The following is a 24958-nucleotide window of genomic DNA, read 5'->3' as shown; positions in this document are numbered from 1 at the left end:
AAGTGAAGGGCCTTTCAGGCGCCGCACCGCGTTGGCAGCGCAAACATTGACCCTTTGGTCAATAAAACATAAGAGCGACACATGAATCATTCAGATTGGATCGGTGTGGTTGCAGACCACGACACCCGCCTTGCGTGGCGGTTTTCGGGCGATACCCCACAGGGGGTGGCACTCGCCGACAGTGCTGCGTCGCGGATCATCCCCTTCGGTGGTGCGGCCAGTCAGCCGGTCCCTGCCAAACTGATCTGCCCCGTCCCCGGTGGCGCGCTGAGCCAAACGCAACCTTTGGGCCTGTTGCCGATGAGCAGTCGGTTGGCGCTGGCGGGTTTGTGCCGTGTGGCCAAGGATTTTGATGGCGTTGCATGTGTGGTGGATGGCGATCAAAGTCACTGGGTTCAGATCAGCGCCGATGAAGCAGTCAGCTTTCAAAGCTACCTAACCCCATTATTGGTCCGCAGCCTTGGCGCGGGGGATTTCGACACGCTTGATGCTGATGCCCTTAGCGATACGCTGTCGCGGCCCGAACGGTTGGCAACACAGCTGTCCAGCGCACAGTTGGCCGAAAATGCGGGCGCGACGATCGGTCATCTGCTGGGGGCGGAACTGGCGGCGACCAAGCCCTATTGGCTGGGTCAACGGGTGGCGCTGGTCGCGACCGGTCCGCTTAGCACGGGGTACAAGGCAGCCTTTGCCAGTCAGCATTTGATGATGGAACACCGCGATTTGCACGACCTGCAACAACAGGGCATGATCGCCTGTAACAACGCACCCGAAAACGGCTAAGTGCCTCAACGGCTTTTCCCCGCATTGACCCCTAACCGCAGTCCACGGAGGACAAGGTGACAACAGCTATAGAACAGACCCCAAGCCAGACATCAGATCAGCTGGACGCGCAGACCACGGCAAAGACCGGTGCGCAACTGCCGCAGCTGCATGAACCGCGTAACCCCGGCATGCCGCTTGACCTTGATTGGGTGTCGCGGGTTCAGGCCAACACGTCCGCCATTGAACGCCGCTGTGCGACGCTGCCAGGTCGCCGGTCGGTGAAGAAGGACTATCAGGCTGCGTGGCTGTTGAAGGCGATCACCTGCATCGACCTGACCACCCTGTCGGGCGATGACACCGTGGGCCGCGCGGCTCGCCTGTGCGCCAAGGCGAAAACGCCGGTGCGCGCCGACATTCTGGCAGAGCTGGGCGTTGAGGGCATCACCACTGGCGCGGTCTGTGTGTACCACGACATGGTCGAAAGCGCGGTCGCGGCACTGAAAGGCAGTGGCATTCCGGTTGCCGCCGTTTCCACCGGCTTTCCGGCTGGCTTGTCGCCGCTTCACCTGCGGGTCGAAGAAATCCGCGAAAGCGTGAAAGCGGGCGCGAAAGAGATCGACATCGTAATCTCGCGCCGTCATGTCCTCAGCCAGAACTGGCAGGCGCTCTATGATGAAATGAAGGCGTTCCGCGAGGCTTGCGGTGATGCACATGTCAAGGCGATCTTGGCCACGGGCGAGTTGGGCAGCTTGCGCAATGTGGCGCGGGCTTCGCTCATTTGCATGATGGCAGGTGCCGATTTCATCAAAACCTCCACTGGCAAGGAAAGCGTCAACGCCACGCTGCCGGTGACTTTGGTGATGATCCGCGCGATCCGCGATTACCATGACCGCACCGGTTACCGTGTGGGCTACAAACCCGCAGGTGGGATTTCCAAGGCGAAGGACGCGATCACCTATCTGGCCCTGATCAAAGAAGAACTGGGCGATCGCTGGTTGCAGCCGGATCTGTTCCGCTTTGGTGCCTCGTCCCTTCTGGGCGATATTGAACGCCAGTTGGAGCACCACGTCACTGGGGCCTATTCGGCCAGCAACCGTCACGCAATGGGCTAAAATTTTGAATTTAATTGAAATTCCGACCCGCTTTCTGAGTGCAGAAAACGTTGCCCAGACCGAACAGACAGATCGAGACAGAAAGTCAGACACATGACCGTTAAAGAGATCTTTAAAACCATGGATTACGGCCCCGCCCCAGAATCCGCCGCTGACGCGCTGGCTTGGCTGGTGGATCAGGGCGATCGCTTCGGTCACTTCATCGACGGCGCTTTCACTGCGCCAGCCGATGGCTTCGACAGCAAGAACCCCGCTACCGGTGAAATCCTCGCCACGCTGAGTCAGGCGACTCAAACGGATGTGGACTCTGCCGTAGCCGCCGCACGTAAGGCGCAACCGAAATGGGCAAAATTGGGCGGTCACGGCCGCGCCAAACACATGTATGCGCTGGCCCGCCTGCTGCAGAAACACGCGCGTTTACTGGCGGTTCTGGAAACATTGGACAACGGCAAGCCGATCCGCGAAAGCCGCGACATCGACATCCCGCTGGTGCAGCGTCATTTCTACCATCACGCAGGCATGGCCCAGTTGATGGAGGACGAACTGCCCGGTCGCGAGGCCCTGGGTGTCTGTGGTCAGGTGATCCCGTGGAACTTCCCCCTGCTGATGCTGGCGTGGAAGGTCGCGCCGGCATTGGCGATGGGCAACACCGTGGTACTTAAACCGGCGGAATACACTTCGCTGACCGCGCTGTGTTTTGCCGATCTTTGCCGCAAGGCAGGTCTGCCCAAGGGCGTGGTCAACATCGTGACCGGCGACGGCGCGGTGGGGGAAATGATCACCACGCATTCTGACATCGACAAGGTGGCCTTCACTGGCTCTACTGCCGTCGGGCGTCACATCCGCCGCGCGACGGCTGGTCAGGGCAAGGGTCTGACGTTGGAGCTGGGTGGAAAATCCCCCTACATTGTCTTTGACGACGCCGACATTGATAGCGCGATTGAGGGTCTGGTGGATGCGATCTGGTTTAACCAAGGTCAGGTCTGCTGCGCCGGATCGCGCCTGTTGGTGCAGGAAGGCATTGCGGATTATTTTCATGCGAAACTGAAAGCGCGGATGGACAAGCTGCGTGTTGGCAACCCGATGGACAAATGCATCGACATGGGCGCGCTGGCTGATCCGGTGCAGTTGCAGACTGTGGCCACGATGGTTGACGCCTGCGACAGCGGCGAAGTTCACCGTGCCGCGGCTGAACTGCCTGCGAACGGCTGCTACTATCCGCCGACGCTGATTTCCGGCCTCAGCCCCGCTGATCCACTGATGCAGGAAGAGATCTTTGGCCCTGTTCTGGTCACCTCTACTTTCCGTACGCAGGCCGAGGTGGTCGAATTGGCCAACAACACCCGCTACGGCCTGGCGGCGACGGTATGGACGGAAAACCTGAATCTCGCGCTGGATATCGCGCCGAAACTGGCCGCAGGTGTGGTCTGGATCAACGGGGCCAACATGTTCGATGCCGCAGCTGGCTTTGGCGGTGTGCGTGAAAGTGGCTTTGGCCGTGAAGGAGGTTGGGAGGGACTGAGCGCCTACACTAAACCGATCCGCAAAACCAAACCACTGAAGAAGGTAGAGGCGTTCGTCGGATCCGAGTGTGCGCCAATGGGGGTAGACCGTACCGCGAAACTCTACATTGGTGGCAAGCAGGCGCGTCCTGATGGCGGCTATTCCCGCGATGTCTGGTCCAAGCAGGGCAAACATCTGGGCGAGGTGCCGATTTCCGGCCGTAAGGATGTGCGCAACGCGGTTGAGGCTGCGCGTGGTGCCAAGGCGTGGAGTAAGACAACCGGCCACCTGCGGGCGCAGATCCTGTATTACATCGCTGAAAACCTATCGGCCCGCGCGGAGGAATTTGCCAAACGGATCAACGATCTGACTGGCGGCAAGGACGGCGCGAAAGAGGTTGAGGTCTCAATCCAGCGTCTGTTCACCTATGCCGCTTGGGCTGACAAATATGATGGCGCGGCCAAGGGCGTGCCGATCCGTGGTGTCGCCCTGTCCATTAAGGAACCGGTAGGCGTGATCGGTACGATCTGTTCTGATGAGGCACCGCTGTTGGGCCTCATCTCGGCCATGGCTCCGGCAATTGCGATGGGCAACCGTGTGGTTCTCGCGGCGAGTGAGGCGTTTCCGCTGGTAGCGACGGATTTCTATCAGATCCTCGACACATCTGATGTGCCGGGTGGCGTGGTTAACATCCTAACCGGCCCGCATGAGGATCTGGCGGACACGTTGGCCAAACATATGGATGTGGATGCTGTCTGGTGCTTCTCCTCCTCCGACCTGTCGGAGATGGTCGAGCGTGAGAGTGCATCGAACCTTAAACGTACCTGGGTCAATAATGGCGAAAGTCGTGACTGGCTGGGTGCTGACGGGCAGGGTAAACCCTTCCTTGAGGCCGCGACAGAGGTGAAAACCATCTGGATCCCCTACGGCGAGTAAGCCGCAGAGCACAGGCAGGGTGGGCAGGTTGCCCACTCTACGCTGGCGTGCGGTTTTTGCCGTCAGCCAGCATCCGCGCTAGCCACATAATTCCACCTTTCCCTCTCGCGCAGCCGCTTCTATGGTGAGTCTCCCTGAGAATGAGAGGATCCCGATGGCGCCCCAAACCGATCTGCGCATCAACCAGACAATTGCCAAGGAAATCGGCGCTGCTGCCAGTCAGGTAGGCGCGGCTGTGACGCTGCTGGATGGGGGCGCAACCGTGCCCTTTGTCGCGCGCTACCGGAAAGAGGCGACTGGCGGTCTGGACGATAGTCAACTGCGGACGCTCTCGGATCGTCTGGCCTACCTGCGAGAGTTGGAGCAGCGCCGCGCAACCATCCTCGACTCTATCAATTCGCAGGATAAGCTGACCGAAGAATTGGCGAAATCCATTGCCGGTGCGGATACCAAGGCGCAGCTGGAGGACCTCTATCTGCCCTATAAACCCAAACGCCGCACCAAGGCGATGATCGCCCGTGAAAATGGGTTAGAACCGCTGCTGGATGCGATCCTATCGGACCGTTTCGCGGATCCAGAGGCGCTGGCAGCAGGGTATGTGACTGAGGCCGTGGCGGATGTGAAAACCGCTCTCAACGGCGCACGCGACATCGTGGCTGAGCGTCTGACAGAGGATGCGGCGTTGATCGGATCTTTGCGTGATTTCATGCAGAGAAATGCGCTGATAAAGGCCAAGGTGATCGAAGGGCAGGAAGCTAAAGGCGCCAAGTTTTCGGACTATTTCGACCATCAGGAGGCGTGGAAAGATGCTCCTAGCCATCGCGCGTTGGCGATGATGCGGGCCAGCAATGAGGGTGTGCTGAGCGTTGATATTGCGCCTGCCGAAGAGGACGTGGATCGCGCCCCTGATATGGTTGCGGCGTCCCTGAACGTCGGCGGGAATGGCGCGGGTGATCAATGGCTGCGCAAGGCGGCGGCATGGACGTGGCGGGTAAAACTGTCACTGTCGATGATGCTGGATCTGATGGGTGATCTGCGTAAACGGGCGCAGGATGAGGCTATTCAGGTGTTCGCCCGCAACCTCAAGGATCTGCTGCTGGCTGCCCCTGCAGGTGCGAAGGCGACACTTGGCCTCGATCCCGGCATCCGCACTGGCTGTAAAGTTGCGGTGGTTGATGCGACAGGTAAAGTGCTGGCGACCGATACGATCTATCCGTTCCAGCCGAAAAATGATCTGCGCGGAGCGCAGGTGACTTTGGCGCGGCTGATCAAGGAATACGGCGTCGAACTGATTGCCATTGGCAATGGCACGGCCAGCCGTGAAAGCGAAAAAATGGTGGCTGATCTCTTGCGGGAACTTCCGGGGATGACGCCGACCAAGGTTGTGGTTTCAGAGGCGGGTGCTTCCGTCTACTCCGCCTCAGAACTGGCGGCGCGGGAATTTCCTGATCTGGACGTTTCCTTGCGCGGGGCGGTCTCTATCGCTCGTCGCCTTCAGGATCCGCTGGCCGAGTTGGTGAAGATCGAACCGAAATCCATCGGCGTTGGACAGTATCAACATGATGTGGACCAATTCCAACTGGCGCGCTCGCTTGATGCGGTGGTTGAGGACGCGGTGAATGCGGTGGGCGTTGATCTTAACATGGCCTCTGCGCCGCTTCTGGCGCGGGTGTCCGGTCTGGGCGACAGCTTGGCAGAGGCGATTGTCAGCCATCGCAACATCAATGGTGCCTTCAAAACGCGGAAGGATCTGCTGAACGTGGCCCGCCTTGGCCCGCGTGCCTTTGAGCAATGCGCAGGCTTTTTGCGCATTGCTGACGGGGCGGAACCGCTTGATGCCTCCTCCGTTCACCCAGAGGCCTATGGCGTTGCGCGCAAGATCGTCGCCGCATGCGGTCGTGACCTGCGTGATTTGATGGGGGATGAGGCCCAGTTACGTCGCCTACGCGCCGAAGAGTTTGTGGACGACACCTTCGGTCTGCCTACAGTACGCGACATTCTGGCGGAACTGGAAAAGCCCGGACGCGACCCGCGCCCGGACTTCAAAACCGCAAGCTTTGCCGAGGGTATTGATGACATCAAGGACCTGAAGTCCGGGATGCTGTTGGAGGGCACGGTGACCAACGTGGCGGCCTTCGGCGCCTTTGTGGACATCGGGGTGCATCAGGACGGATTGGTTCACGTCAGTCAACTGGCTGATCGTTTTGTCAAAGATCCTCATGAGGTGGTTAAGGCGGGCGATGTGGTCAAGGTCCGCGTCACAGAGGTGGACGTGCCGCGCAATCGCATCGGGCTGTCAATGCGCAAGGATGGCAGTGGTGTCGCTGGCGGGCGTGATCGTGATGCCAAGGGCAGTCCGCGCAATGGCCTGGGCGGCGGTCCCAAAGGTGGTGCACAAAGAGCCCCAAAGGGTGGTAAATTCAGCGCCAAGTCCCAATCTAAGGGGAATGACACCGGCGCGCTTGGTGCTGCACTGTTGGATGCGATGAAGAAACACTAAAGGAGAGGTGTGATGAAAATCGGCTATGTACGGATCGCAGAACGTGGTGAGCTGAACCGCCTGCTGGCAGCCTTCGCAGAGGCGCTGTCCGCTGACGGTGTGCCATTGGCCGGTGCGGTGCAGCATGACATTGAATGCGCCCCGCAGGAGAAATGCGATATGGACCTGCAGATCCTGCCCACAGGTCCAGTGGTGCGCATTTCGCAGAACCTTGGCAAGGATTCGCGCGGCTGTCGTCTGGATACGGTGGCGCTGGAACAGGCGGTTGGGATCACGGAGACCCAGCTGACCGAAGCAGCGCCGGCGCTGGTGATCATCAACAAGTTCGGCAAGCATGAGGCCGACGGGCGCGGCTTCCGTTCTACCATCGCGTTGGCGCTGGAAAAGGACGTGCCGGTGTTGGTCGGTGTTAACGGTGCCAATATCGCCGCACTGGAAGAGTTCACTGGCGGTGCAGTTGTGGATGCGGGCACCACAGTGGCGGACCTGCGGAACTGGTTGGGCCGCTAAGCCTCATTTGCATCGCTACGGCCTTTAGATCCGCGCATTTTCGGCGCGGATTTTTTGTGGTCAGGGCTGAATAACGCGCTGGCTGTCATCAAAGCGTCACTTGCTTTTTTCAAAATATATCCATAAATCATGAATTATGGATAAATTGACTGCCCTTTCCGCTTTTGCCGCCCTGTCACAGGGCAACCGTCTGGATGCCTTTCGCTTGCTTATCAAAGCGGGGGATCAGGGATTGGCTGCCGGTGAAATTGCCGATGCGCTGGAGGTGAAGCAAAACACCATGTCTGCCAGCCTGTCGGTGCTGCATCAGGCCGGATTGGTGCGCAACCAGCGGCAGGGCCGGTCGATCCGCTATTTCGTGGATATGGGGGGGCTGCGCGGATTGCTGGCTTTCCTGATGGAAGATTGCTGCGGTGGCAATCCCGATCTCTGCCGCCCGATTCTGGATGACATTGCCTGCTGTTAGCGTGGGCCGACAAGGGGACACCCGATCATGGGACAAGTAAAAAACGTATTGGTGCTGTGCACTGGCAACTCTGCCCGCTCTGTGCTGGGCGAGGTGCTGATCAATGAGCTGGGACAGGGTCGGTTCCGCGCCTTTTCCGCGGGATCACAGCCAACTGGTAAACCTAACCCTTTCGCGGTCGAACTGCTGGATGGCCTTGGCTACGATACCTCTTATGTGCGTTCCAAAAGCTGGGATGAGTTTTCCGGTGAGGGCGCGGTGGCGATGGATTATGTGATCACCGTTTGCTCCTCGGCAGCGGGCGAAACTTGCCCCTATTGGGCCGGTGCACCGGTCAGCGCCCATTGGGGCATCCCTGATCCTGCCGGTGCCGGCGAAACGGATGAGGAAAACCGCGCTGCTTTCCGTCTTGCCCATCAGCGGATGAAAGCGCGGGTGGAGGCACTTCTGGCCTTACCGCTCGATGATATGGACACAGCCGCTCAGAAAACCGCGTTGCAAAAGATCGGCCAAGAGCTGGAGGGGGCGGCATGAGTTATTCCCTGACCAATCGCCTGACGGCCGAGGCTCTGGGCACCGCATTATTGGTCTGTACTGTTGTCGGGTCCGGCATTATGGCGGACAAACTGACACAGGACGTGGCGCTGGCGCTGTTGGGCAATACGATCCCAACAGGGGCTATTCTGGTGGTGCTGATCACTATTTTTGGTCCCATCTCTGGCGCGCATTTTAATCCGGCGGTGTCGCTGGTGATGGCCATTCGTGGTGATCTGACATGGGGCTGTCTGGCGCCCTATGTGATGGCGCAGAGCTTTGGTGCGATTTTAGGGTCGCTGGTGGCGCATGGCATGTTTGATCTGGCGATCCTGCAAACATCCACCACCGTACGGACTGGTGGCGCACAGTGGTTTGCCGAAGCGGTAGCGACTTTCGGTCTGCTGCTGACCATTCTTGGGACCATACGCTTTCGTATTGAAAGCGTGGCGGTCATGGTTGGCCTTTATATTACCGCAGCCTATTGGTTCACCGCTTCCACCTCCTTTGCCAACCCCGCCGTCACGATCGGGCGCGCGTTCACGGATACCTTCGCGGGCATTAACCCTGCTGATGTGCCTGCCTTCATCGTGGTACAGATCATCGGTGCGCTGGTCGCAATGGGTGTCGCAGGTCTGCTGTTTTCTGATGCGCCGGACGCTGATGCGAAGGCGCAGAAAGCATGAGCGTCGTCATCCATCACAATCCCGCCTGCGGCACCTCGCGCAACGTGCTGGCGATCATCCGAGCGAGTGGGGTGGAGCCGACAGTGGTTGAGTATTTGCACACCGGTTGGACCCGGGCGCAGTTGCAGGGGCTGTTTGCAGCGGCGGGACTGACCCCGCGCACTGCGCTGCGCACCACCAAATCGCCCGCTGCCGAATTGGGCCTGTTGGACCCTGAGGTTTCCGACGAGGTGCTGTTAGATCACATGATCCGGCAGCCGATTTTGGTGAACCGCCCTATCGTCTGCACTGCCAAAGGCGTGCGCCTGTGCCGCCCGTCCGAGGCTGTGTTGGACCTGCTTGAGGTGCCGCCTAATGGGCCGCTCTATAAAGAGGACGGGGAAATGATTTTGAACGAAGAAGGAGACCGCGTTGTCTGACATCACCACACCTAACATTGCCGACGACAGTTTCCACGTTATTGATGAGGCGCAGCTGTTTCCCACGGACCGTCCAGAGCATAAACCCCGCATTCTGCTGCTCTATGGTTCACTGCGCCAGCGTAGTTTTTCGCGACTGATGGTTGAAGAGGCAGCGCGTATTCTGCAGCGTCTGGGCTGTGAAACGCGTGTCTTCAATCCCTCTGGCCTGCCGCTGGTGGATGACACGGATGCAGATCACCCCAAGGTGCAGGAGCTGCGCGATCTGGTAATGTGGTCCGAAGGCATGGTCTGGTGTTCGCCTGAACGCCACGGCTCGATGACCGGTATCATGAAAACCCAGATTGACTGGATCCCGCTGGCCCCGATCGGTGGCGTGCGCCCCACACAGGGCAAGACGCTGGCGATCATGCAGGTCGAAGGCGGCTCGCAGAGCTTCAACACCGTGAACCAGCTGCGCATTCTGGGTCGCTGGATGCGCCTGATTACCATCCCGAACCAGTCGTCCGTGGCCAAGGCCTGGGATGAGTTTGACGATCAGGACCGGATGAAACCCGGCCCCTTCTATAACCGTGTTGTGGATGTGATGGAGGAACTGGCCAAGTTCACTCTGCTGACCCGCACGCAATCTGCCTATCTGGTGGATCGCTATTCTGAACGGATCGAAAGTCGCGAAGAACTGTCCAAGCGGGTGAATATGCCAAAAGCGGTGGCTAAAGACTAACGTCAGAATGGGTGGGCATTTTGCCCACCCTGCGTGGGCGTATGGTTATGTGTACGCATTACGTCACCGCCCCTTACGTAAACGTTACGTGGCGTTCAGGATGACTCCTCTCAGCGGCTCGCGCAGACTGCGCCGCAAATTGCGAGGAGGCACGCCATGACGAATTATCCGCACCTACTTGCCCCGTTGGATCTGGGCTTCACCACTTTGAAAAACCGCGTCCTTATGGGCTCGATGCACACCGGTCTGGAGGAGACGAAAGACTGGGCCCGCGTGGCTGAGTTTTACGCCGCCCGTGCCCGTGGTGGTGTCGCGCTGATGGTGACAGGGGGGATTGGGCCGAACCTGGAGGGATCGGTGCTGCCCGGCGCTGCGATGATGACCACCGACAAGGATGTGGAAAACCATACGGTCATTACCAAAGCCGTGCATGAGGCTGGTGGCAAAATCGCCATGCAGATTCTGCACGCGGGCCGCTATGCCTATTCGCCCAAATGTGTCGCCCCCAGCCCAGTGAAATCGCCGATCTCTCCCTTTCCGCCGACGGCGCTGGATGAAGAAGGCATTGAAAAGCAGATCAGCGATATCGTGACCGCCGCCGCATTGGCCCAGAAGGCCGGTTATGACGGGGTCGAGGTGATGGGGTCTGAGGGCTATTTCCTCAACCAGTTCCTCGTCACGCACACGAACAAGCGCGAGGACCGCTGGGGCGGATCCTATGAAAACCGCATGCGACTGCCGGTGGAGGTGGTGCGCCGCATCCGTGAGGCGGTGGGCGAAAACTTCATCATCATCTATCGCCTGTCGATGATTGATCTGGTGCCTAATGGATCGACCCACGACGAGGTGGTGCAGTTGGCCAAAGCGGTTGAGGCCGCAGGTGCTACGATCATAAATACCGGCATTGGCTGGCATGAGGCCCGCGTGCCGACTATCGCCACATCTGTGCCACGTCGTGCCTTCGCTTGGGTGACCAAGAAGCTGATGGGGCAGGTGAACATACCGCTGATCACCTCGAACCGGATTAATATGCCCGACGTGGCAGAAGACGTGCTGGCCGAAGGCTGCGCCGACATGGTGTCGATGGCGCGTCCGCTGTTGGCGGATGCGGATTTCGTCGCCAAGGCAGCGGCGGATAAAGTTGATCACATCGCGCCCTGTATTGGCTGTAACCAGGCCTGTCTGGACCACACCTTTGGCGGCAAACTGACCAGCTGTCTGGTCAACCCGCGGGCCTGTCATGAGACGGAATTGCAGATCACCCCGACCGAGACAGTGAAAACCGTGGGTGTTGTCGGCGCTGGCCCTGCAGGACTGTCTGCGGCGCTGACGGCGGCGGAACGGGGGCACAAGGTTACTATATTTGACCGTTCCGATCGTGTTGGCGGTCAATTGAACATGGCGCGTCAGGTTCCGGGCAAGGAAGAATTCCACGGCCTCGTTGATTGGTTTGAAACCCGTGTGAACGATTCCACCATCACGCTGAAGCTGAACACAGAGGCGGGCGTTGATGACCTGAAACATTTCGACGAGGTGATCATTGCCACCGGCGTTGTCCCTCGTGATCCGGGCATCCCCGGTCAGGATCGCGCCAACGTGCTGACCTATATTGACGTGCTGCGCGACAAAGCAGAGGTCGGTCAGAAGGTTGCGGTGATCGGTGCAGGCGGCATTGGCTTTGATGTAAGCGAGTACCTTGTCACCGGCGATAGCCCAACGCTGGATCTGCCCGAGTGGATGAAAGAATGGGGCGTTGCCGATCCCGCCGAAGTGCGCGGCGGTTTGGCAGAATCTGGCCCCCAGCCAGAGGCGCCAACGCGCCAGATCACCCTGATGCAGCGTAAGGCCAAGGCTTTGGGTAAGGGTCTGGGGAAAACCACTGGCTGGATCCACCGCGCCGCGCTGAAGATGAAAAACGTCGAGATGATCGGTGGCGTGAACTACGAGCGCATTGATGATGACGGCCTGCACATTTCCTTTGGTGAAGCACGCGAAAACCCACGAGTGATTGATTGCGACACGGTTGTGCTGTGTTCTGGCCAGATCAGCGAGCGCACGTTGGCGGATGCATTGGAAGAAGAAGGTGTGGCCTGCCACGTCATCGGCGGTGCGGACGTGGCGGCCGAGCTAGACGCGAAACGCGCAATCAATCAGGGCACCCGTTTGGCGGTTGCTCTGTAAGGTTCAAGGCTGGGGGCCTTACCCCGAGGCCTTCGAGACACGCAAAGCTCAATGAAGGCGCGGCGGCATGCTGCGCCTTTTTGTTTATCCATGCAATACGCGTGAATCCTCGGGCGCGCTGTCCCGCTCTTCCATACCGTAATCGCGCAGGACGCCAGCAACGCGCAGGCGATAGCCAGAGAAGATTCTGGCGCGGCCATCGCTTTGCGCCGCACGGTGTTCTGACAGACCTCGCCAATTGGCTACTGCCCTTTCATCGCGCCAGAAGGAGAGGGAGAGGAGCTTGTCTGGATTGTTCAGGCTCTGAAACCTCTCGATGGAAAGGAAGCCATCTATTTCCTCCAGCAGGGGTTTTAAATTTCCTGCGATATCGAGGTAGGCGTCGCGTTGACCTTGGGCAATTTCAACTTCGAAGATGACAGCGATCATGTTCAGGCTTTCTGCTGGGCAGCGTTTAGGTGTCTGGATTAACCGTGCGGGGCGGAGGCGAGGCGTAGGAACGTGCGATCTTCGCGCAGTATAAATCGTTCCTGCTGAGCAAAGTCATAGTTTTCTTGGCCCAACGGATCCGCCGCCAGTCGCGTGCGATAAGCTTCATAAGCAGCGAGAGATTCGATGTTGTAGATCCCATAGGCAAGCGTTGATGAGCCTTCGTGCGGCGCATAGTAGCCGACTAAATCGGCGCCGCAGCGTGGGATCGCTTGCCCCCAGTTACGCGCGTATTCTTCAAACTGGGCTTTCTTGGCGGAGTCGATTTGATAACGGATGATGCAGGTTAGCATGTGATGCCTCTTGTCGTGCTGTGATAGTCATCTTCTAGTTCCTTGATTGCCGTTAATGCTTCGCTCAATATCGAAGTGTGCAGCGCATTCTTTTGGGAGCAGTGGATGAAAGATGGACCAGATATCGCCTTTGTCGCGGCTCTGATCGGTGATCCCGCCCGCGCGAATATGTTGGCCGCTTTGATGAGTGGCAAAGCGCTGACGGCGACTGAACTTGCGCAGGAGGCAGGTGTGTTGGCGCAGACGGCTTCTGCTCATCTGGCGAAGCTGGAGCAGGGCGGCTTGGTACAGCCGCGCAAATCGGGCCGGCATAAATATTTCACCTTGGCGGGGCACGATGTGGCCGCCGTGCTGGAGGCACTGATGGGGCTGGCCGCAGGAAAAGGGCACCCGCGCAGTCGCATCGGCCCAAAAGATGCAGAGATGCGCCGTGCGCGCGTGTGTTATGACCATCTGGCAGGGGAAATGGGTGTACAGATGTATCGCAGCCTGCGGGCAAACGGTGTTTTGACGGGGTCGGATTTGGCCCTCACCTCGTATGGTAAGAGGTTTTTGCGTGAAGTAGGCGTGGATCTGGAAAACCTGCCCAACAGCCGCGCGCCTATGTGTCGTGAATGCCTGGATTGGAGCATGCGACAGTCGCATCTCGCAGGGCGTTTGGGGCGTGCCCTGTTGCAACATTTTCTGGACCACGGCTGGGCGGAGCGTTTGCCGGACAGCCGCGTTGTACGTTTCAATAGCCGTGGGATGCAGTTGTTTGAACAGCATTTCCATATTGCAGAAGCTGAAGGGCGCGATAGTGATTGATTGGTGGTCTTTTGAGTGGCGATGTGTGGGGCGAATATGGTCTTTCTAACAATCCTATCGGGACTGGTGCCCAGTTTTCTGCTGGTCGCTTTGGGGGGTGTGATCCGCAACCGGTTGACGCAGGCGGCGTGGCAGGGATTGGATCGGCTGAACTTTGAGGTGCTGTTTCCGGCGCTGATTTTTGTGGCGGCGGCGTCACGACCCATTGGTTTCGGTGATATTGTTACCATTGGTCCGCTGGTTTGGTCGGTAATGACGCTGGGATTGGCGCTGGGCTATTTGGCGCGGCGGTATGGGCCGACGCGGTTTCTGGATTTTGCCGGTTGCTGGCAGGTGGCGTGGCGGTTCAACACCGCGCTGGCCTTTGTGGCGGTCGAAACTCTCAGTGAACCGCCGCTCGGAGCATTGGCTGTGGCGGTGGGGCTGGCGATCCCTTTGGCCAATGTCTTTGCGGTGACGGCGTTGTCGCGCGATGCGGGATCCTTGTGGCAGACTGTGTGGCGTGTGGCGCGCAATCCGTTTCTGTTGGCGGCACTGGCGGGTGTTATTGTTGGTGTTTGTGGTGTGTCCCTGCCCGTGCTGTTGCGGGCGCCTTTGGAATTGTTGGCCCGCGCGGCGATCCCGTTGGCGCTGGTTTCTGTTGGAGCAACAATGAACTGGGGCGCCTTGGCACGGTTGGATCAGTTCAGCGGCATCATCGTGGGAACCAAACTGCTGGCATTGCCGGTGTTTGCGCTGGGGCTGACCTATGCGCTGTCTCTCAGTCCTGCGGTTGCGGCGACATTAGTGCTGTTCGCGGCGATGCCGACTGCATCGGCTGCACATGTGCTGGCGGCGGGATTTGGCGCGGATCGTCAGTGGCCAGCGACATTGGTGGCGCAGACGACACTGCTATCTGCGATAACGTTGCCATTGTGGATCACAGTGATCGAATTGGCGATTCTGCGTTAGTGTCACCGTTTCCATGCCATGAACGATCCGTGCAATTACCCTGATATTGTCGGGTCGTTGCCCAGATCCTGCCCGATTTGGTGTCGATAGATGTTTCCAAGAGAGAAACAACGCAACACCAAAAGGACATGCCAATGGATCGCCTGACCGAAATGGAAGCCTTCGCCACCGTGGTGGATCAGGGAGGGTTTACCGATGCGGCCCGCAAGATGGGGATTTCCAAATCTGCCGTGTCCAAACATGTGTCAAGTTTGGAGCATCGCCTAGGTGCCCGTTTGCTAAACCGTACCACGCGACGTGTGTCGCCGACCGAGATTGGTCTGGCCTATTACGACCGTGCTCGCCGCGTTCTGAATGACGCGGGCGAAGCGGATGCGCTGGTCACCTCGATGCAATCTGCGCCGTCTGGTCTGTTGCGGATCTCGGTTGCGACGGATTTTGGTGTAAACCACCTCAGCCCGATTTTGGGCGAGTTTCTGTCGGATTTCCCGGATATTAACGTCAACATGGTGCTGAACAATCGCTATGTGGAGCTGATCTCCGAAGGGTTTGATATGGCGATCCGTATTGGTGAGCTGGAAGACAGCACCCTGCGTGCTCGCAAACTGACCGAGACGACGAAACGGATGATCGCCGCGCCCGGTTATTTTGAAAAACATGGTCGTCCGCAGAAAATCGATGATCTGAATGATCATAAGCTGCTGCACTATTCCAACCAGTCCAGCGGCAACGTCTGGAAACTGACCGCGCCGTCCGGTGAGAAACGTCAGGTCCGCACGGCGGGTGGGTTGAGTGTGAACGACGGTCAGTCGCTCTTGAACGCGGCTGTGGCTGGCCTCGGCATCGCGTATCTGCCCAGCTATCTTTATGCGGATGCGATGAAACAGGGTTTGGTCGAAGATGTCATCCCCGATCTGCCGGTAGAGACGCAGGGCGTCTATGCCGTTTACCCACCGGGCCGCTTCACCCAGCCGAAGGTGCGTGCCTTCATCGACTTCCTCGTGCATGAGTTTGCCGATAAGGGCCCGTTTGACTGGTAAGCACGCGAAATCCTGAGACAAAGATTTCCCCTCGCGCTCCAATTAGCGCTCTTGGTCGAAGTGATAGGGTCACTTCGGCCCTTTTTATGCGCTTTGTTGGCGGCGGGGCGGGTGTTTTCTGCCATCAGAGAATGCGCGCGCATGGCTTAGGCGGTGCCTAGCCCACCAATTTCTTCGATCTGGGCGATGATCTCTTCCACACCCTGACCATGGCGCAGTGCAGCGAACAGGAAGGGACGGCCTGCGCGCATGCGGGTGGCGTCACGTTCCATTACGTCTAGCGAGGCACCAACGTGTGGGGCCAGATCGGTTTTGTTGATGATCAACAGGTCCGATTTGGTGATCGCGGGGCCGCCTTTGCGCGGGATCTCTTCGCCCGCGGCGACGTCGATCACATAGATGGTCAGGTCCGCCAGTTCGGGGCTGAAGGTGGCCGAAAGGTTGTCACCACCCGATTCGATCAGCACCACCTCTATGTCCGGATGCCGCTCTTGCATCTCTGCCACAGCGGCGAGGTTGATTGAGGCATCTTCGCGGATCGCCGTATGCGGGCAGCCGCCGGTTTCCACACCGATGATGCGGTCCTGTGCCAGAACTTGTAGGCGCATCAATGCCTCGGCATCTTCTTGTGTGTAGATGTCATTGGTGATCGCACCGATCGAATATTTCGCGCCCAGTGCCTTGCACAGATTGGCGGTCAGTGTGGTCTTGCCGGCGCCAACAGGGCCGCCGATGCCGATGCGCAGGGGGCCGTTTAGCAAGGGTCCGTTCAGGTGTGTCATGTGCGAAACAGCCTTGTGTATTGAGTTTCATGTTTCATCGATGCGATCTCTGCCAGCACACAGGCGCCGCCAAGATCATCGAGGGTTTCCTGTCGCGCGGTTTTTGTCACGCGTTCACACAGCGGGGCGAGGGTGTGTAGCACGCGGTTCCCATCTGTCTGGCCTAGTGGCACCAGCCGCATTGCAGCCGCGCAGAGGTTGGAGGCAAAGGCATGCAGATACATCGCGGCAACCGGCGTCAGGGGCATATCCTGGCGCGCTGCTGCGAAACCCAGCGCAACGGGATAGGTCAGTTTGGTAGGCATGTCGCCCCAGATCGCATCGGTGATTTTGGCAAATGCTGCGCCCTGCGATTCTGTTTCCAGCAGGCGTTCGCGGCTGGCGGCGAAGGCGCGGGCGATCTCATCCACCTCTTCCAGCTCCTCCGGCGCTGCGGCATAGGCGGCGGCCATCAGGATCACGTCATTGCGTCCGCTGCCCCGTTCCAAAATGTCCGACAGCCACGCGGCAAAGCTGTCTGCATCCCGCACCTGTCCAGCCTCCACCGCCCATTCTAGACCGTGACTGTAGCTGAACGCGCCGATGGGGTAGGCGGGTGACAGCCACTGCGTTAGTGTCAGCAACTGCGGGTTAGTGAGCATGATCATGCCCTGCGTTATCGCCGGAACCATGCGGATGCGTATGGGTGCTGGCGCTGTGCTCATGGGAATGGGTGCGCCCATGGCCATAGGCGCCGCCTTCTGGGGTGAAGGGTTCCACCACCTCCACCACTTCGGCCCCCAGATGGGCCAGCATGGTGTGAATAACCTTGTCGCGCTGGATCAATAGGCGGTCTGCCTCAATCTGGCAGGGCGTGTGGCGGTTGCCGATGTGCCATGCCAGACGCGGCAGGGCATCGCCTGTCACTTGCAAAAGTGGTTCGGGAGCAGCCTGAATGGCGATCACGGTGCCATCCCTCGTCTCCAGTGTGCCGCCGTGATCCAGTGACGTGACCTGCGCCAGATCTATCAACACCATCTGCCCGCCGTCAGTGCGCAGCCGTTTGCGGCGCAAAAACCGATCCTCATAGTTAAGGGTCAGGCTATCAGTGGCGGGACCTGCTGGATGAGGCTGATAGGTTTGGGCAAGGAGTTGTTGTGTCATTTTTGCCGATCCTGATGATTCTTTCATGAGTCTTTTCGCGGGCTTAGTCAGTTGGCCTGTCCCTTGCAGATTTCCAGTAGATGCGCCGTTCGTGACCGGAGTGACGAGCGGTGGCGCACATGGTGGAAATGATGAAAACGGGATGTACCCAGATGATGCATAAAATCAGCCTTGCCGACGAACTGGCCGAAATCCGCGCCGAGATTGCCCGCTTGAAAGAACGCGAGGCGGCGCTGGAGGCAGCAGTGCATGCCAGTGATGGCACCGTGCCCAATGGCCGCAATCACCGTGTTCGAGTGATCACCCGTCGCAATTCGGAATTTGATCCGGTTCTGTTGCCGCAGGAAGTGCGTGAAAACCCTCGCTACTGGCGCGATCATCTTAGCGTGCATGTGGAATGCCTGCCTGTTGAGGGTCGTATGTCCCGTCCCGGCTGGCCGATGAACCGTCTGTTTGCTGATAGCTTGCAGCACTGATCGCACCTCCCCTGACCGCTGCCTCAGAACATGAAGTAGCGTTGCGCCATCGGCAGACTTTCCGCCGGTTCGCAGGTCAGCAACTCGCCGTCCGCGCGTACCTCATAGGTTTCGGGGTTTACCTCTACATGCGGGGTGGCATGGTTAAGCTTCAGATGGCTCTTGCCGATGTTGCGGGTGTTTTCCACTGCAATTACCTGTTTCGCCAACCCCAGTTCAGCGCCGATCCCCTCGGCGGCTGCTGCTTCCGATACAAAGGTCACGGCCGCGTTTTCCACCGCGCGGCCAAAGGCCCCGAACATCGGCCGTGAATAAACCGGTTGTGGCGTTGGGATCGACGCATTGGGATCGCCCATCTGCGCACAGACGATAGATCCGCCGATCAGAACCATTTCGGGCTTTACCCCGAAAAACGCAGGGTTCCACAGAACCAGATCGGCACGTTTGCCTGCCTCAATCGATCCGATCTGGTGACTGATGCCGTGGGCGATGGCCGGATTGATGGTGTATTTCGCGATATAGCGCCGGACGCGGAAGTTATCGTTGTCGCCGGTCTCTTCCGACAGCCGACCGCGCTGTTTCTTCATCTTGTCCGCCGTTTGCCACGTGCGAATTAGCACTTCACCCACACGGCCCATCGCCTGACTGTCAGAGGCGATGATCGAAAACGCGCCCATGTCGTGCAGAATATCCTCTGCCGCGATGGTTTCACGGCGGATGCGACTTTCGGCGAAGGCGACGTCTTCGGGGATGGATTTGTCCAGATGGTGACAGACCATCAGCATATCCAGATGCTCATCCACAGTGTTCACGGTAAAGGGCCGCGTCGGGTTGGTTGAGGAAGGCAGGACATGCTCCTCGCCACAAATTTTGATGATATCCGGCGCGTGACCGCCGCCTGCGCCTTCCGTGTGGAAGGCGTGAATGGTGCGCCCCTTCAGCGCCGCAACCGTGTGTTCGACGAACCCCGACTCGTTCAGCGTGTCGGTGTGAATCATCACCTGCACATCCATCGCGTCAGCAACTGACAGGCAGTTGTCAATCGCGGCTGGGGTGGTGCCCCAATCCTCATGCAGTTTCAGGGCACAGGCGCCGGCCTTGATCTGTTCCTCCAGCGCGGCAGGCAGTGAGGCGTTGCCCTTACCGGCAAAGGCAAGGTTCATCGGGAAGGCATCCGCTGATTGCAGCATCCGGCCCAGATGCCACGGACCTGGCGTGCAGGTGGTGGCCAGCGTGCCATGAGCGGGACCAGTGCCGCCACCCAACATTGTGGTCAGGCCGGAATGCAGGGCATCCTCGATCTGTTGCGGACAGATGTAATGAATGTGGCTGTCAAAGCCGCCAGCGGTCAGGATCTTGCCTTCACCTGCAATCACCTCGGTGCCTGGACCGGCGATGATGTCTACACCGGGTTGGGTGTCGGGGTTGCCTGCCTTGCCGATGGCGTGGATGCGGCCATCTTTCAGGCCGACGTCGGCTTTGTAGATGCCAGTCCAGTCCACAATCAGCGCATTGGTGATCACCGTGTCCACGGCCCCTGCGGCGCGGGTGGTCTGTGCCTGTCCCATACCGTCGCGGATTACCTTTCCACCGCCGAATTTCACCTCTTCACCATAATACATTGCGTTTTCGCCACTGCCGCCCGTGGTTGCGGCACCAGCGCGTTCGGCGGTCAGGTCACGTTCCACCTCGATGACCAGATCGGTGTCCGCCAGACGCAGACGGTCGCCCACGGTGGGGCCATACATGGCGGCGTAATCCGCGCGGGAAATGGTGGCAGGCATCGGGCCTCTCCTCAAAGTGTTTAGTGGCGCAGGGTTTGCGCGATATGTCGTAAATCTTCGGTGCGTTTTTCGGTCAGCTCTGTGTGGCAGCTGGTGACGACCAGTGGTTCCAAAGTACCGCCGCGAAAGGGAAATCCGGCCAGTACACAGTCGGTATCTCTTAGCTTGATCCAAGCGCGCTGGGCTTCGCGCAGGTGATGCACTGCGCCGCTCTCTGCGGGTTCGCCATGCAAGGCGTCGACCTCAGCCGCTGCTGCCTTGGCGTCTCGATAGGCTGCGTTGAGTTGCGTGTCGGCGCGCTTCAGTTCTTCAGCCGCGCAAATGCGCATGTCCAGCGTTGTCACCGGATCGCTGCAATCGGCGGCCACCGCAGGGGCGGGCGTTATCGCAGTGTAGAGGGCAAGGACAGGCAGGAAACGGATCATCTAAAACTCCGGCGGTAGTGAAAAGGATAGAGCCTTACTGCGCTGCAGGTGGCGGCACTGGTCAAGCCCTGTTCTGATCAGTCGAGCCCCCCCATCACCTGCTGGTTAAAGCCATAAACCTTGCGCGCGCCGCCCAGCGGGACCAAGGCCACCTCGCGCCGCTGACCAGGTTCAAAGCGCACCGCGGTGCCAGCCGCGATGTCCAGACGCAGGCCACGGGCCGCCGCGCGGTCGAAGTCGAGGCCGGGGTTCGCTTCGGCAAAATGATAGTGGCTGCCCACCTGAATGGGGCGGTCGCCGGTGTTGGCGACCATCAGCGCGACAACGGGCTGGCCGGGGTTCAGTTCCAAGGTGCCACTAGCGGGCAGCAGTTCGCCGGGGATCATGGGGAGGCCTCCTCTATCAGCGGATCGGTTGGTGGACGGTCACCAGTTTGGTGCCATCGGGAAAGGTCGCTTCGACCTGCACTTCGTGGATCATCTCAGGAATGCCCTCCATGCAGTCGCTACGGCTGATCACCTCGGCGCCCGCTTGCATAAGGTCGGCGACCGAACGTCCATCACGGGCGCCTTCGACCACTGCGTCGGTGATCAGGGCAATCGCTTCGGGGTGGTTCAGTTTGACGCCGCGCGCCAGTCGTTTGCGCGCCACTTCGGCGGCCATGGCAATCAGCAGCTTGTCTTTCTCACGGGGTGTCAGTTGCATGTGGTCCTCAGATCATCCAGGTGCGCGGCAGGTCCGCGCCATTCATCAAGGTCAGCGCCGGGATCAGATCACGACGCAGAATAAAACTGTCCTCAGCCATCGCGCGCAGCACCAGCACATCAGGAGTGAGGCGACTGATGCCTGCGGTGTCAGGCAGCATCGGACGCAGGCTGTTTTGCAGTGCTTCACATTCCGCTTCTGGCGCGACCAGCAATGCGGTGGCCATCGCACCTGCACCGCCACCAATGGCCATGCGCTGCATCTGTGTATGCAGATCACCACCAAAACGCAGGCCGTCTGCATAGATCAAATGGCCCTCGCGACGGATCCGCACCTGATCACGTAGCAACACCTGACGCAGCACCTCGCCCATCGCGGCGCGACCGAAGACAAGCGGTTCAACCATCAAGAACCGCGCATCAGCGGTCAGATCGACGTGCAAGCAGCGGTGCAAGGCGCTGTGGTCGAACAGAATCGTTTCTTGCGGCAACCAGTCGAGGCGTGCGCCGCGCTCTGCTCTTAGATAGGTGGTGACGCGGCCCGCGGTTTGATCTGGGCTGCGATATATGCGTTCTGCGGCCTGTGTGGTCAGACGCAGGTGGCTGCCTGCTTCTGCCTCAGCGGTAAAGTCCAGCTGATCGCCACCGGTGATTCCGCCGGCAGTGTTCAGCTGCACTGCGGTCAGCGCACCATCGCGAATCTGTGGAAACAGCAGCTTCAGACAGCCGGAGGTCTGCAATCGGTCCACAACGCTGTTTTGCTCTCGTTGCTTGGCTGAAAGGATACCCTTGCCGATCGCGCGCGGCGGAGAGGCCCCCGATGTAGCCGGTGCAGTGGCAGTGATTATCGGTGCAGAAACGGTGATGGGAAGCCCCTAAGGTTTGGCAGATGGCATCAGGCGATCGCGTAGATCGGTGGCAATGAAGCGCAAGAAGTGACGTCTGAACAAGAAACGTTGCCTGAATTTTGGGCGAAACCCAGCGTCGCGGATGTGAAAGCCTAATTTTTGGGCGACTGCAGTGAATTAGCCCAAGGCTTCACCAGATCGCGGCTGTCATTGACGCTTTGGGTTCCGGCACCTGCTGATGCTACGGTCCTCTCCGTCGGAAGCGGAGGGCGGCGCAGATGCACTTTCTCACGGATTTTCGCATTTTCGCTCTTGACCCTCCGCGTCCTTCGCCGTAATTCCACGCTCACTTCGGCGGAGTAGCTCAGTTGGTTAGAGCAGCGGAATCATAATCCGCGTGTCGGGGGTTCAAGTCCCTCCTCCGCTACCATTCCCCCCTACATGTCAGACATACAGGCTGCGACAAACGGGTCACTACACAGCGCGTTTATGTATGTTTCTCAGTCGGCGCCTTCGGGCGATTTTTTGCGTTTTCCGTCTTCGCTGATTGCAGCACCTGCAAAAGTATGGGGCCCCGCTAGCCGGATGCCTAGTTGACGCTGCGACTCCGTAGGGTCCGCGAAAACACACCCCTGTTCTGCCGTTCATAGTTTCAGGCGACCTATGCGTCGTTGTGACCTGAACCAATGTTAACTTGTGTGATTGTGTGTGTCTTCGTGATCTCAACCCAGCCTAGACCCCCCTTACGAATACCCCGAGACCCCAAATGCGTGGCCCCCAAAGGCCCGGCTGCAAGTCGTTGTGTATTGCCGAGCGCAGGTCTGGGGTCGCGTTTAGACCGCAATTGCCGAATCCAAGGGGAAATCTAATGAGATTGACGATCAAGGCACGGCTGGCCCTTACGTTTGCCGCACTGTTGCTGATCTTTGCAGGCAGCGTATTTTTCGCGGTGCGGCAGCTGAACGCTGCGGATGCCGCACTAAACCGTGTCGCAAGAGAAGACGCGGCAAAACTGTTGTTTGCACAGCAGGTGTTTATCCTGGGGCAAGGGATCCGTCTGGACAGTGCTGATATCCTGATCGAATGGCAGGGTGAAGCGGATCCAACCGCGCGTATCGACCGTCAGCGCGGCGAAGTGGCCACTCAGGTGGCGCAGTTGGATGCGGTGATCGACGAGTTGCTCAGCCTTGCGACCGAAGAAGAAAAGCAGTTGCTGACAGAACTGTCTGACAAGATCAAACAATTTGAGAAGCTCACCGAAGATGCGATTGCGGCCAGATTGGCCGGTCGTGCTGAGGCAGAAGAGATCTACCACACATCCGCCTCAGACGCAGTGCATGCTGCTGCGGCCGTGGCGATGAAGCTGCAGAAATCTTATACCGCGCAGCTCAATGATTCCATTGCGCGATCCGAGGCGGATTTTGCCAAGGCGCGATACAAGTTGATTGTGGCCGCCGCAGTGGCTGGTGTGATCGCGCTGATTTCGTCTTTGTTGATCCTGCGCACCCTGTCCAATGGGCTACGCCATTCGATTGGCTTGGCCCGTAATGTAGCGGACGGTGATCTGACCAGCACTGTTGAGGTCACTGGTCAGCATGAGATCGCGGATCTTCTGCGGGCGCAGAACGACATGGTCCATAAACTGCGTGAAACCGTCGGCAATGTCGGCAGCGCGGTACGCAATCTGGCGGCGGGTGCTGATCAGATGGCAGGTACGTCAGAATCGCTGTCTGAAGGGGCGTCGGTACAGGCGTCGTCGACTGAAGAGGTGTCTTCGGCGGTGGAACAGATGTCTGCCAATATCTCTTCCAGTTCGGAAAACGCGATCAGCACCGAAGAGATGGCGCGCCGCTCTGCCGATGAGGCACAGCGTTCCGGTGTCGCGGTGGCAGATGCGGTGACGGCGATGAAAACCATTGGTGAGCGTATCAATGTGTTGCAGGAAATTGCCCGTCAGACGGATCTCTTGGCGCTGAACGCTGCTGTTGAGGCTGCGCGCGCTGGTGAACATGGTCGCGGTTTTGCCGTTGTGGCCGCAGAGGTGCGCAAGCTGGCTGAAAACAGCCAGCAGGCCGCAGCGGAGATTTCCACGCTGTCCTCTGATACAGTCAAAAGTGCAGCCACGGCTGGTGAGATGTTGGAAACACTTGTGCCCAACATCGAAAAAACCGCTGCCTTGGTCAGCGGCATCACCGGCGCATCGCGTGAATTGGCGATTGGGTCCAGCCAGATCAACGAATCTGTGCAGCGCCTTGATGGTGTGACGCAGGAAAACACCGCCGCCGCCGAAGAGATGTCATCGGCCGCGACCGAGCTGTCCAGTCAGGCAGAACGGTTGGCGGATGTCATCTCGTTCTTCCGCGTGGATGAGGCCGAGGTGGCGCAAACCTCTGCCGAGGTGACGGCCTTTGATCTCAGCGATGAGGACACGGACGAAAGCGACTTCAAAATCGCGTCCTGATGTTAACTGGCTGGTCCCGAGGGCGAGATCCGACGGGGCCAGTCGACCCTGTGCTGCAACTAGGCCCCTCGCAGCCCTGTGTGAAAAACCCGCGACTTTGGCCCGGTCGCGATGAAAGGAAACAATGATGCCGGAAACGGAAATCAACATCACGCTGGACAGCACCAGCACCTTCGACAGCCTTGTGCCGCTGCGCGATCAGCTTGCGGGGGTAGAGGCCTGCGGCCTCACCGCCAATTTGGCTGATGACATCCCCAGTGCGGTCCTCTTCGGTCTGGGTCAGCTACTTTGTGCGGCGGTGCGTGATGGAAAGGTTAAATCCGGCGCAGTTGCGTCGTTGAAGGATGTAGCCCCCTTTGGTGCGATGCTTGCTACCACGGGGTTTGATCACGCGTTGGCCCAAGCGGCCTGAAACGACC

At 59.0% G+C, this 24958-nt stretch carries 27 protein-coding genes and 1 tRNA gene; 18 read left to right on the top strand and 10 right to left on the bottom strand.

Going from position 1 to position 24958, the window contains the following annotated elements; all coding sequences use genetic code 11:
• Nucleotides 1-81 precede the first annotated feature (81 nt).
• The 11 genes from MHM86_RS15190 to MHM86_RS15140 all read left to right on the top strand — a co-directional run bounded on the left by MHM86_RS15190 (nt 82) and on the right by MHM86_RS15140 (nt 12336).
• Nucleotides 82-783, top strand: a complete 702-nt coding sequence (locus MHM86_RS15190) for a 2-dehydro-3-deoxygalactonokinase (protein WP_239201026.1) — start codon at nt 82-84, stop codon at nt 781-783.
• A gap of 101 nt (nt 784-884) precedes the next feature.
• Nucleotides 885-1877 (top strand): deoxyribose-phosphate aldolase, encoded by a 993-nt coding sequence (deoC, locus tag MHM86_RS15185; protein WP_239201121.1) that lies wholly within the window; start codon nt 885-887, stop codon nt 1875-1877.
• 93 nt (nt 1878-1970) lie between these two features.
• A complete protein-coding gene (locus tag MHM86_RS15180) occupies nt 1971-4316 on the top strand; it encodes an aldehyde dehydrogenase family protein (RefSeq protein ID WP_239201024.1) in 2346 nt (781 codons plus the stop codon).
• Between the two features lie 154 nt (nt 4317-4470).
• Nucleotides 4471-6816, top strand: coding sequence for a Tex family protein (locus tag MHM86_RS15175; RefSeq protein WP_239201017.1), 2346 nt, complete (start codon nt 4471-4473; stop codon nt 6814-6816).
• A 12-nt stretch (nt 6817-6828) separates the two neighbouring features.
• Entirely contained in the window at nt 6829-7326 is a 498-nt protein-coding gene (locus tag MHM86_RS15170) for a DUF2478 domain-containing protein (protein WP_239201015.1), read from the top strand.
• A 136-nt stretch (nt 7327-7462) separates the two neighbouring features.
• The gene (locus MHM86_RS15165; RefSeq protein WP_239201014.1) at nt 7463-7792 is read left to right on the top strand and encodes a helix-turn-helix transcriptional regulator; all 330 of its coding nucleotides are present in this window, start codon (nt 7463-7465) and stop codon (nt 7790-7792) included.
• A gap of 27 nt (nt 7793-7819) precedes the next feature.
• Entirely contained in the window at nt 7820-8326 is a 507-nt protein-coding gene (locus MHM86_RS15160; RefSeq protein ID WP_255723254.1) for an arsenate reductase ArsC, read from the top strand.
• Entirely contained in the window at nt 8323-9012 is a 690-nt protein-coding gene (locus MHM86_RS15155) for an MIP/aquaporin family protein (protein ID WP_239201013.1), read from the top strand. The genes MHM86_RS15160 and MHM86_RS15155 overlap by 4 nt, the downstream gene beginning before the upstream one ends.
• Nucleotides 9009-9431, top strand: a complete 423-nt coding sequence (gene arsC / locus MHM86_RS15150; protein WP_239201011.1) for an arsenate reductase (glutaredoxin) — start codon at nt 9009-9011, stop codon at nt 9429-9431. Before MHM86_RS15155 ends, arsC begins: the two co-directional genes overlap by 4 nt.
• The gene (arsH, locus tag MHM86_RS15145; RefSeq protein WP_255723253.1) at nt 9424-10155 is read left to right on the top strand and encodes an arsenical resistance protein ArsH; all 732 of its coding nucleotides are present in this window, start codon (nt 9424-9426) and stop codon (nt 10153-10155) included. Before arsC ends, arsH begins: the two co-directional genes overlap by 8 nt.
• 156 nt (nt 10156-10311) lie before the next feature.
• Entirely contained in the window at nt 10312-12336 is a 2025-nt protein-coding gene (locus tag MHM86_RS15140; protein WP_239201010.1) for an NADPH-dependent 2,4-dienoyl-CoA reductase, read from the top strand.
• Nucleotides 12337-12420: 84 nt separating this feature from the next.
• Here the strand turns inward: MHM86_RS15140 and MHM86_RS15135 are convergent, their stop codons facing one another.
• Nucleotides 12421-12765, bottom strand: a complete 345-nt coding sequence (locus MHM86_RS15135) for an antibiotic biosynthesis monooxygenase (RefSeq protein ID WP_239201009.1) — start codon at nt 12763-12765, stop codon at nt 12421-12423.
• Nucleotides 12766-12803: 38 nt separating this feature from the next.
• A complete protein-coding gene (locus MHM86_RS15130; protein ID WP_239201007.1) occupies nt 12804-13118 on the bottom strand; it encodes an NIPSNAP family protein in 315 nt (104 codons plus the stop codon).
• Between the two features lie 105 nt (nt 13119-13223).
• On the opposite strand from MHM86_RS15130, the gene MHM86_RS15125 reads away from it, so the two are divergent.
• From MHM86_RS15125 to MHM86_RS15115, 3 genes are all read left to right on the top strand, one after another.
• On the top strand, nt 13224-13925 hold the full coding sequence (locus MHM86_RS15125) for a helix-turn-helix transcriptional regulator (protein WP_239201005.1): 702 nt from the start codon (nt 13224-13226) through the stop codon (nt 13923-13925).
• 36 nt (nt 13926-13961) lie between these two features.
• Nucleotides 13962-14876, top strand: coding sequence for an AEC family transporter (locus tag MHM86_RS15120; RefSeq protein WP_239201003.1), 915 nt, complete (start codon nt 13962-13964; stop codon nt 14874-14876).
• 134 nt (nt 14877-15010) lie between these two features.
• The gene (locus MHM86_RS15115) at nt 15011-15916 is read left to right on the top strand and encodes a LysR family transcriptional regulator (protein WP_058319391.1); all 906 of its coding nucleotides are present in this window, start codon (nt 15011-15013) and stop codon (nt 15914-15916) included.
• 146 nt (nt 15917-16062) lie between these two features.
• Here MHM86_RS15115 and ureG read toward each other — a convergent pair whose 3' ends face one another.
• From ureG to MHM86_RS15100, 3 genes are read right to left on the bottom strand one after another with little or no spacing between them, the layout of a single operon-like run.
• Nucleotides 16063-16698 (bottom strand): urease accessory protein UreG, encoded by a 636-nt coding sequence (gene ureG / locus MHM86_RS15110; protein ID WP_239201001.1) that lies wholly within the window; start codon nt 16696-16698, stop codon nt 16063-16065.
• Entirely contained in the window at nt 16695-17339 is a 645-nt protein-coding gene (locus tag MHM86_RS15105) for an urease accessory protein UreF (protein ID WP_239200999.1), read from the bottom strand. The genes ureG and MHM86_RS15105 overlap by 4 nt, the downstream gene beginning before the upstream one ends.
• Entirely contained in the window at nt 17329-17841 is a 513-nt protein-coding gene (locus MHM86_RS15100) for an urease accessory protein UreE (protein ID WP_239200997.1), read from the bottom strand. The genes MHM86_RS15105 and MHM86_RS15100 overlap by 11 nt, the downstream gene beginning before the upstream one ends.
• Before the next feature lie 152 nt (nt 17842-17993).
• On the opposite strand from MHM86_RS15100, the gene MHM86_RS15095 reads away from it, so the two are divergent.
• Complete coding sequence (locus tag MHM86_RS15095; RefSeq protein ID WP_239200995.1) at nt 17994-18317, top strand: hypothetical protein; 324 nt, start codon at nt 17994-17996, stop codon at nt 18315-18317.
• A 23-nt stretch (nt 18318-18340) separates the two neighbouring features.
• Here the strand turns inward: MHM86_RS15095 and ureC are convergent, their stop codons facing one another.
• The 5 genes from ureC to MHM86_RS15070 all read right to left on the bottom strand — a co-directional run bounded on the left by ureC (nt 18341) and on the right by MHM86_RS15070 (nt 21979).
• Nucleotides 18341-20101, bottom strand: a complete 1761-nt coding sequence (gene ureC / locus MHM86_RS15090; RefSeq protein ID WP_239200994.1) for an urease subunit alpha — start codon at nt 20099-20101, stop codon at nt 18341-18343.
• Nucleotides 20102-20121: 20 nt separating this feature from the next.
• Nucleotides 20122-20526, bottom strand: coding sequence for a lysozyme inhibitor LprI family protein (locus MHM86_RS15085; protein WP_239200993.1), 405 nt, complete (start codon nt 20524-20526; stop codon nt 20122-20124).
• Nucleotides 20527-20603: 77 nt separating this feature from the next.
• Nucleotides 20604-20912, bottom strand: a complete 309-nt coding sequence (locus MHM86_RS15080) for an urease subunit beta (protein ID WP_239200992.1) — start codon at nt 20910-20912, stop codon at nt 20604-20606.
• A 16-nt stretch (nt 20913-20928) separates the two neighbouring features.
• Nucleotides 20929-21231: an urease subunit gamma gene (locus tag MHM86_RS15075; protein WP_239200988.1), complete on the bottom strand. Its 303-nt coding sequence runs from the start codon at nt 21229-21231 to the stop codon at nt 20929-20931.
• 7 nt (nt 21232-21238) lie between these two features.
• Entirely contained in the window at nt 21239-21979 is a 741-nt protein-coding gene (locus MHM86_RS15070) for an urease accessory protein UreD (RefSeq protein ID WP_239200985.1), read from the bottom strand.
• 452 nt (nt 21980-22431) lie between these two features.
• Here MHM86_RS15070 and MHM86_RS15065 point away from each other — a divergent pair.
• The 3 genes from MHM86_RS15065 to MHM86_RS15055 all read left to right on the top strand — a co-directional run bounded on the left by MHM86_RS15065 (nt 22432) and on the right by MHM86_RS15055 (nt 24951).
• Nucleotides 22432-22508: transfer RNA gene (locus tag MHM86_RS15065), tRNA-Met, on the top strand.
• A 438-nt stretch (nt 22509-22946) separates the two neighbouring features.
• On the top strand, nt 22947-24539 hold the full coding sequence (locus MHM86_RS15060) for a methyl-accepting chemotaxis protein (protein WP_239200983.1): 1593 nt from the start codon (nt 22947-22949) through the stop codon (nt 24537-24539).
• A gap of 127 nt (nt 24540-24666) precedes the next feature.
• Nucleotides 24667-24951 carry a hypothetical protein gene (locus MHM86_RS15055; RefSeq protein ID WP_239200981.1) on the top strand — a complete coding sequence of 95 codons (285 nt, stop codon included), beginning with the start codon at nt 24667-24669 and terminating at the stop codon, nt 24949-24951.
• The last annotated feature ends 7 nt before the right edge of the window (nt 24952-24958 follow it).

It is taken from the genome of Thalassobius sp. Cn5-15 (assembly GCF_022347685.1).
GTDB lineage: Bacteria > Pseudomonadota > Alphaproteobacteria > Rhodobacterales > Rhodobacteraceae > Thalassobius.
The sequence above is the reverse complement of the archived record's forward strand: the minus strand, read 5'-3'. Positions and strand labels throughout refer to the sequence as shown.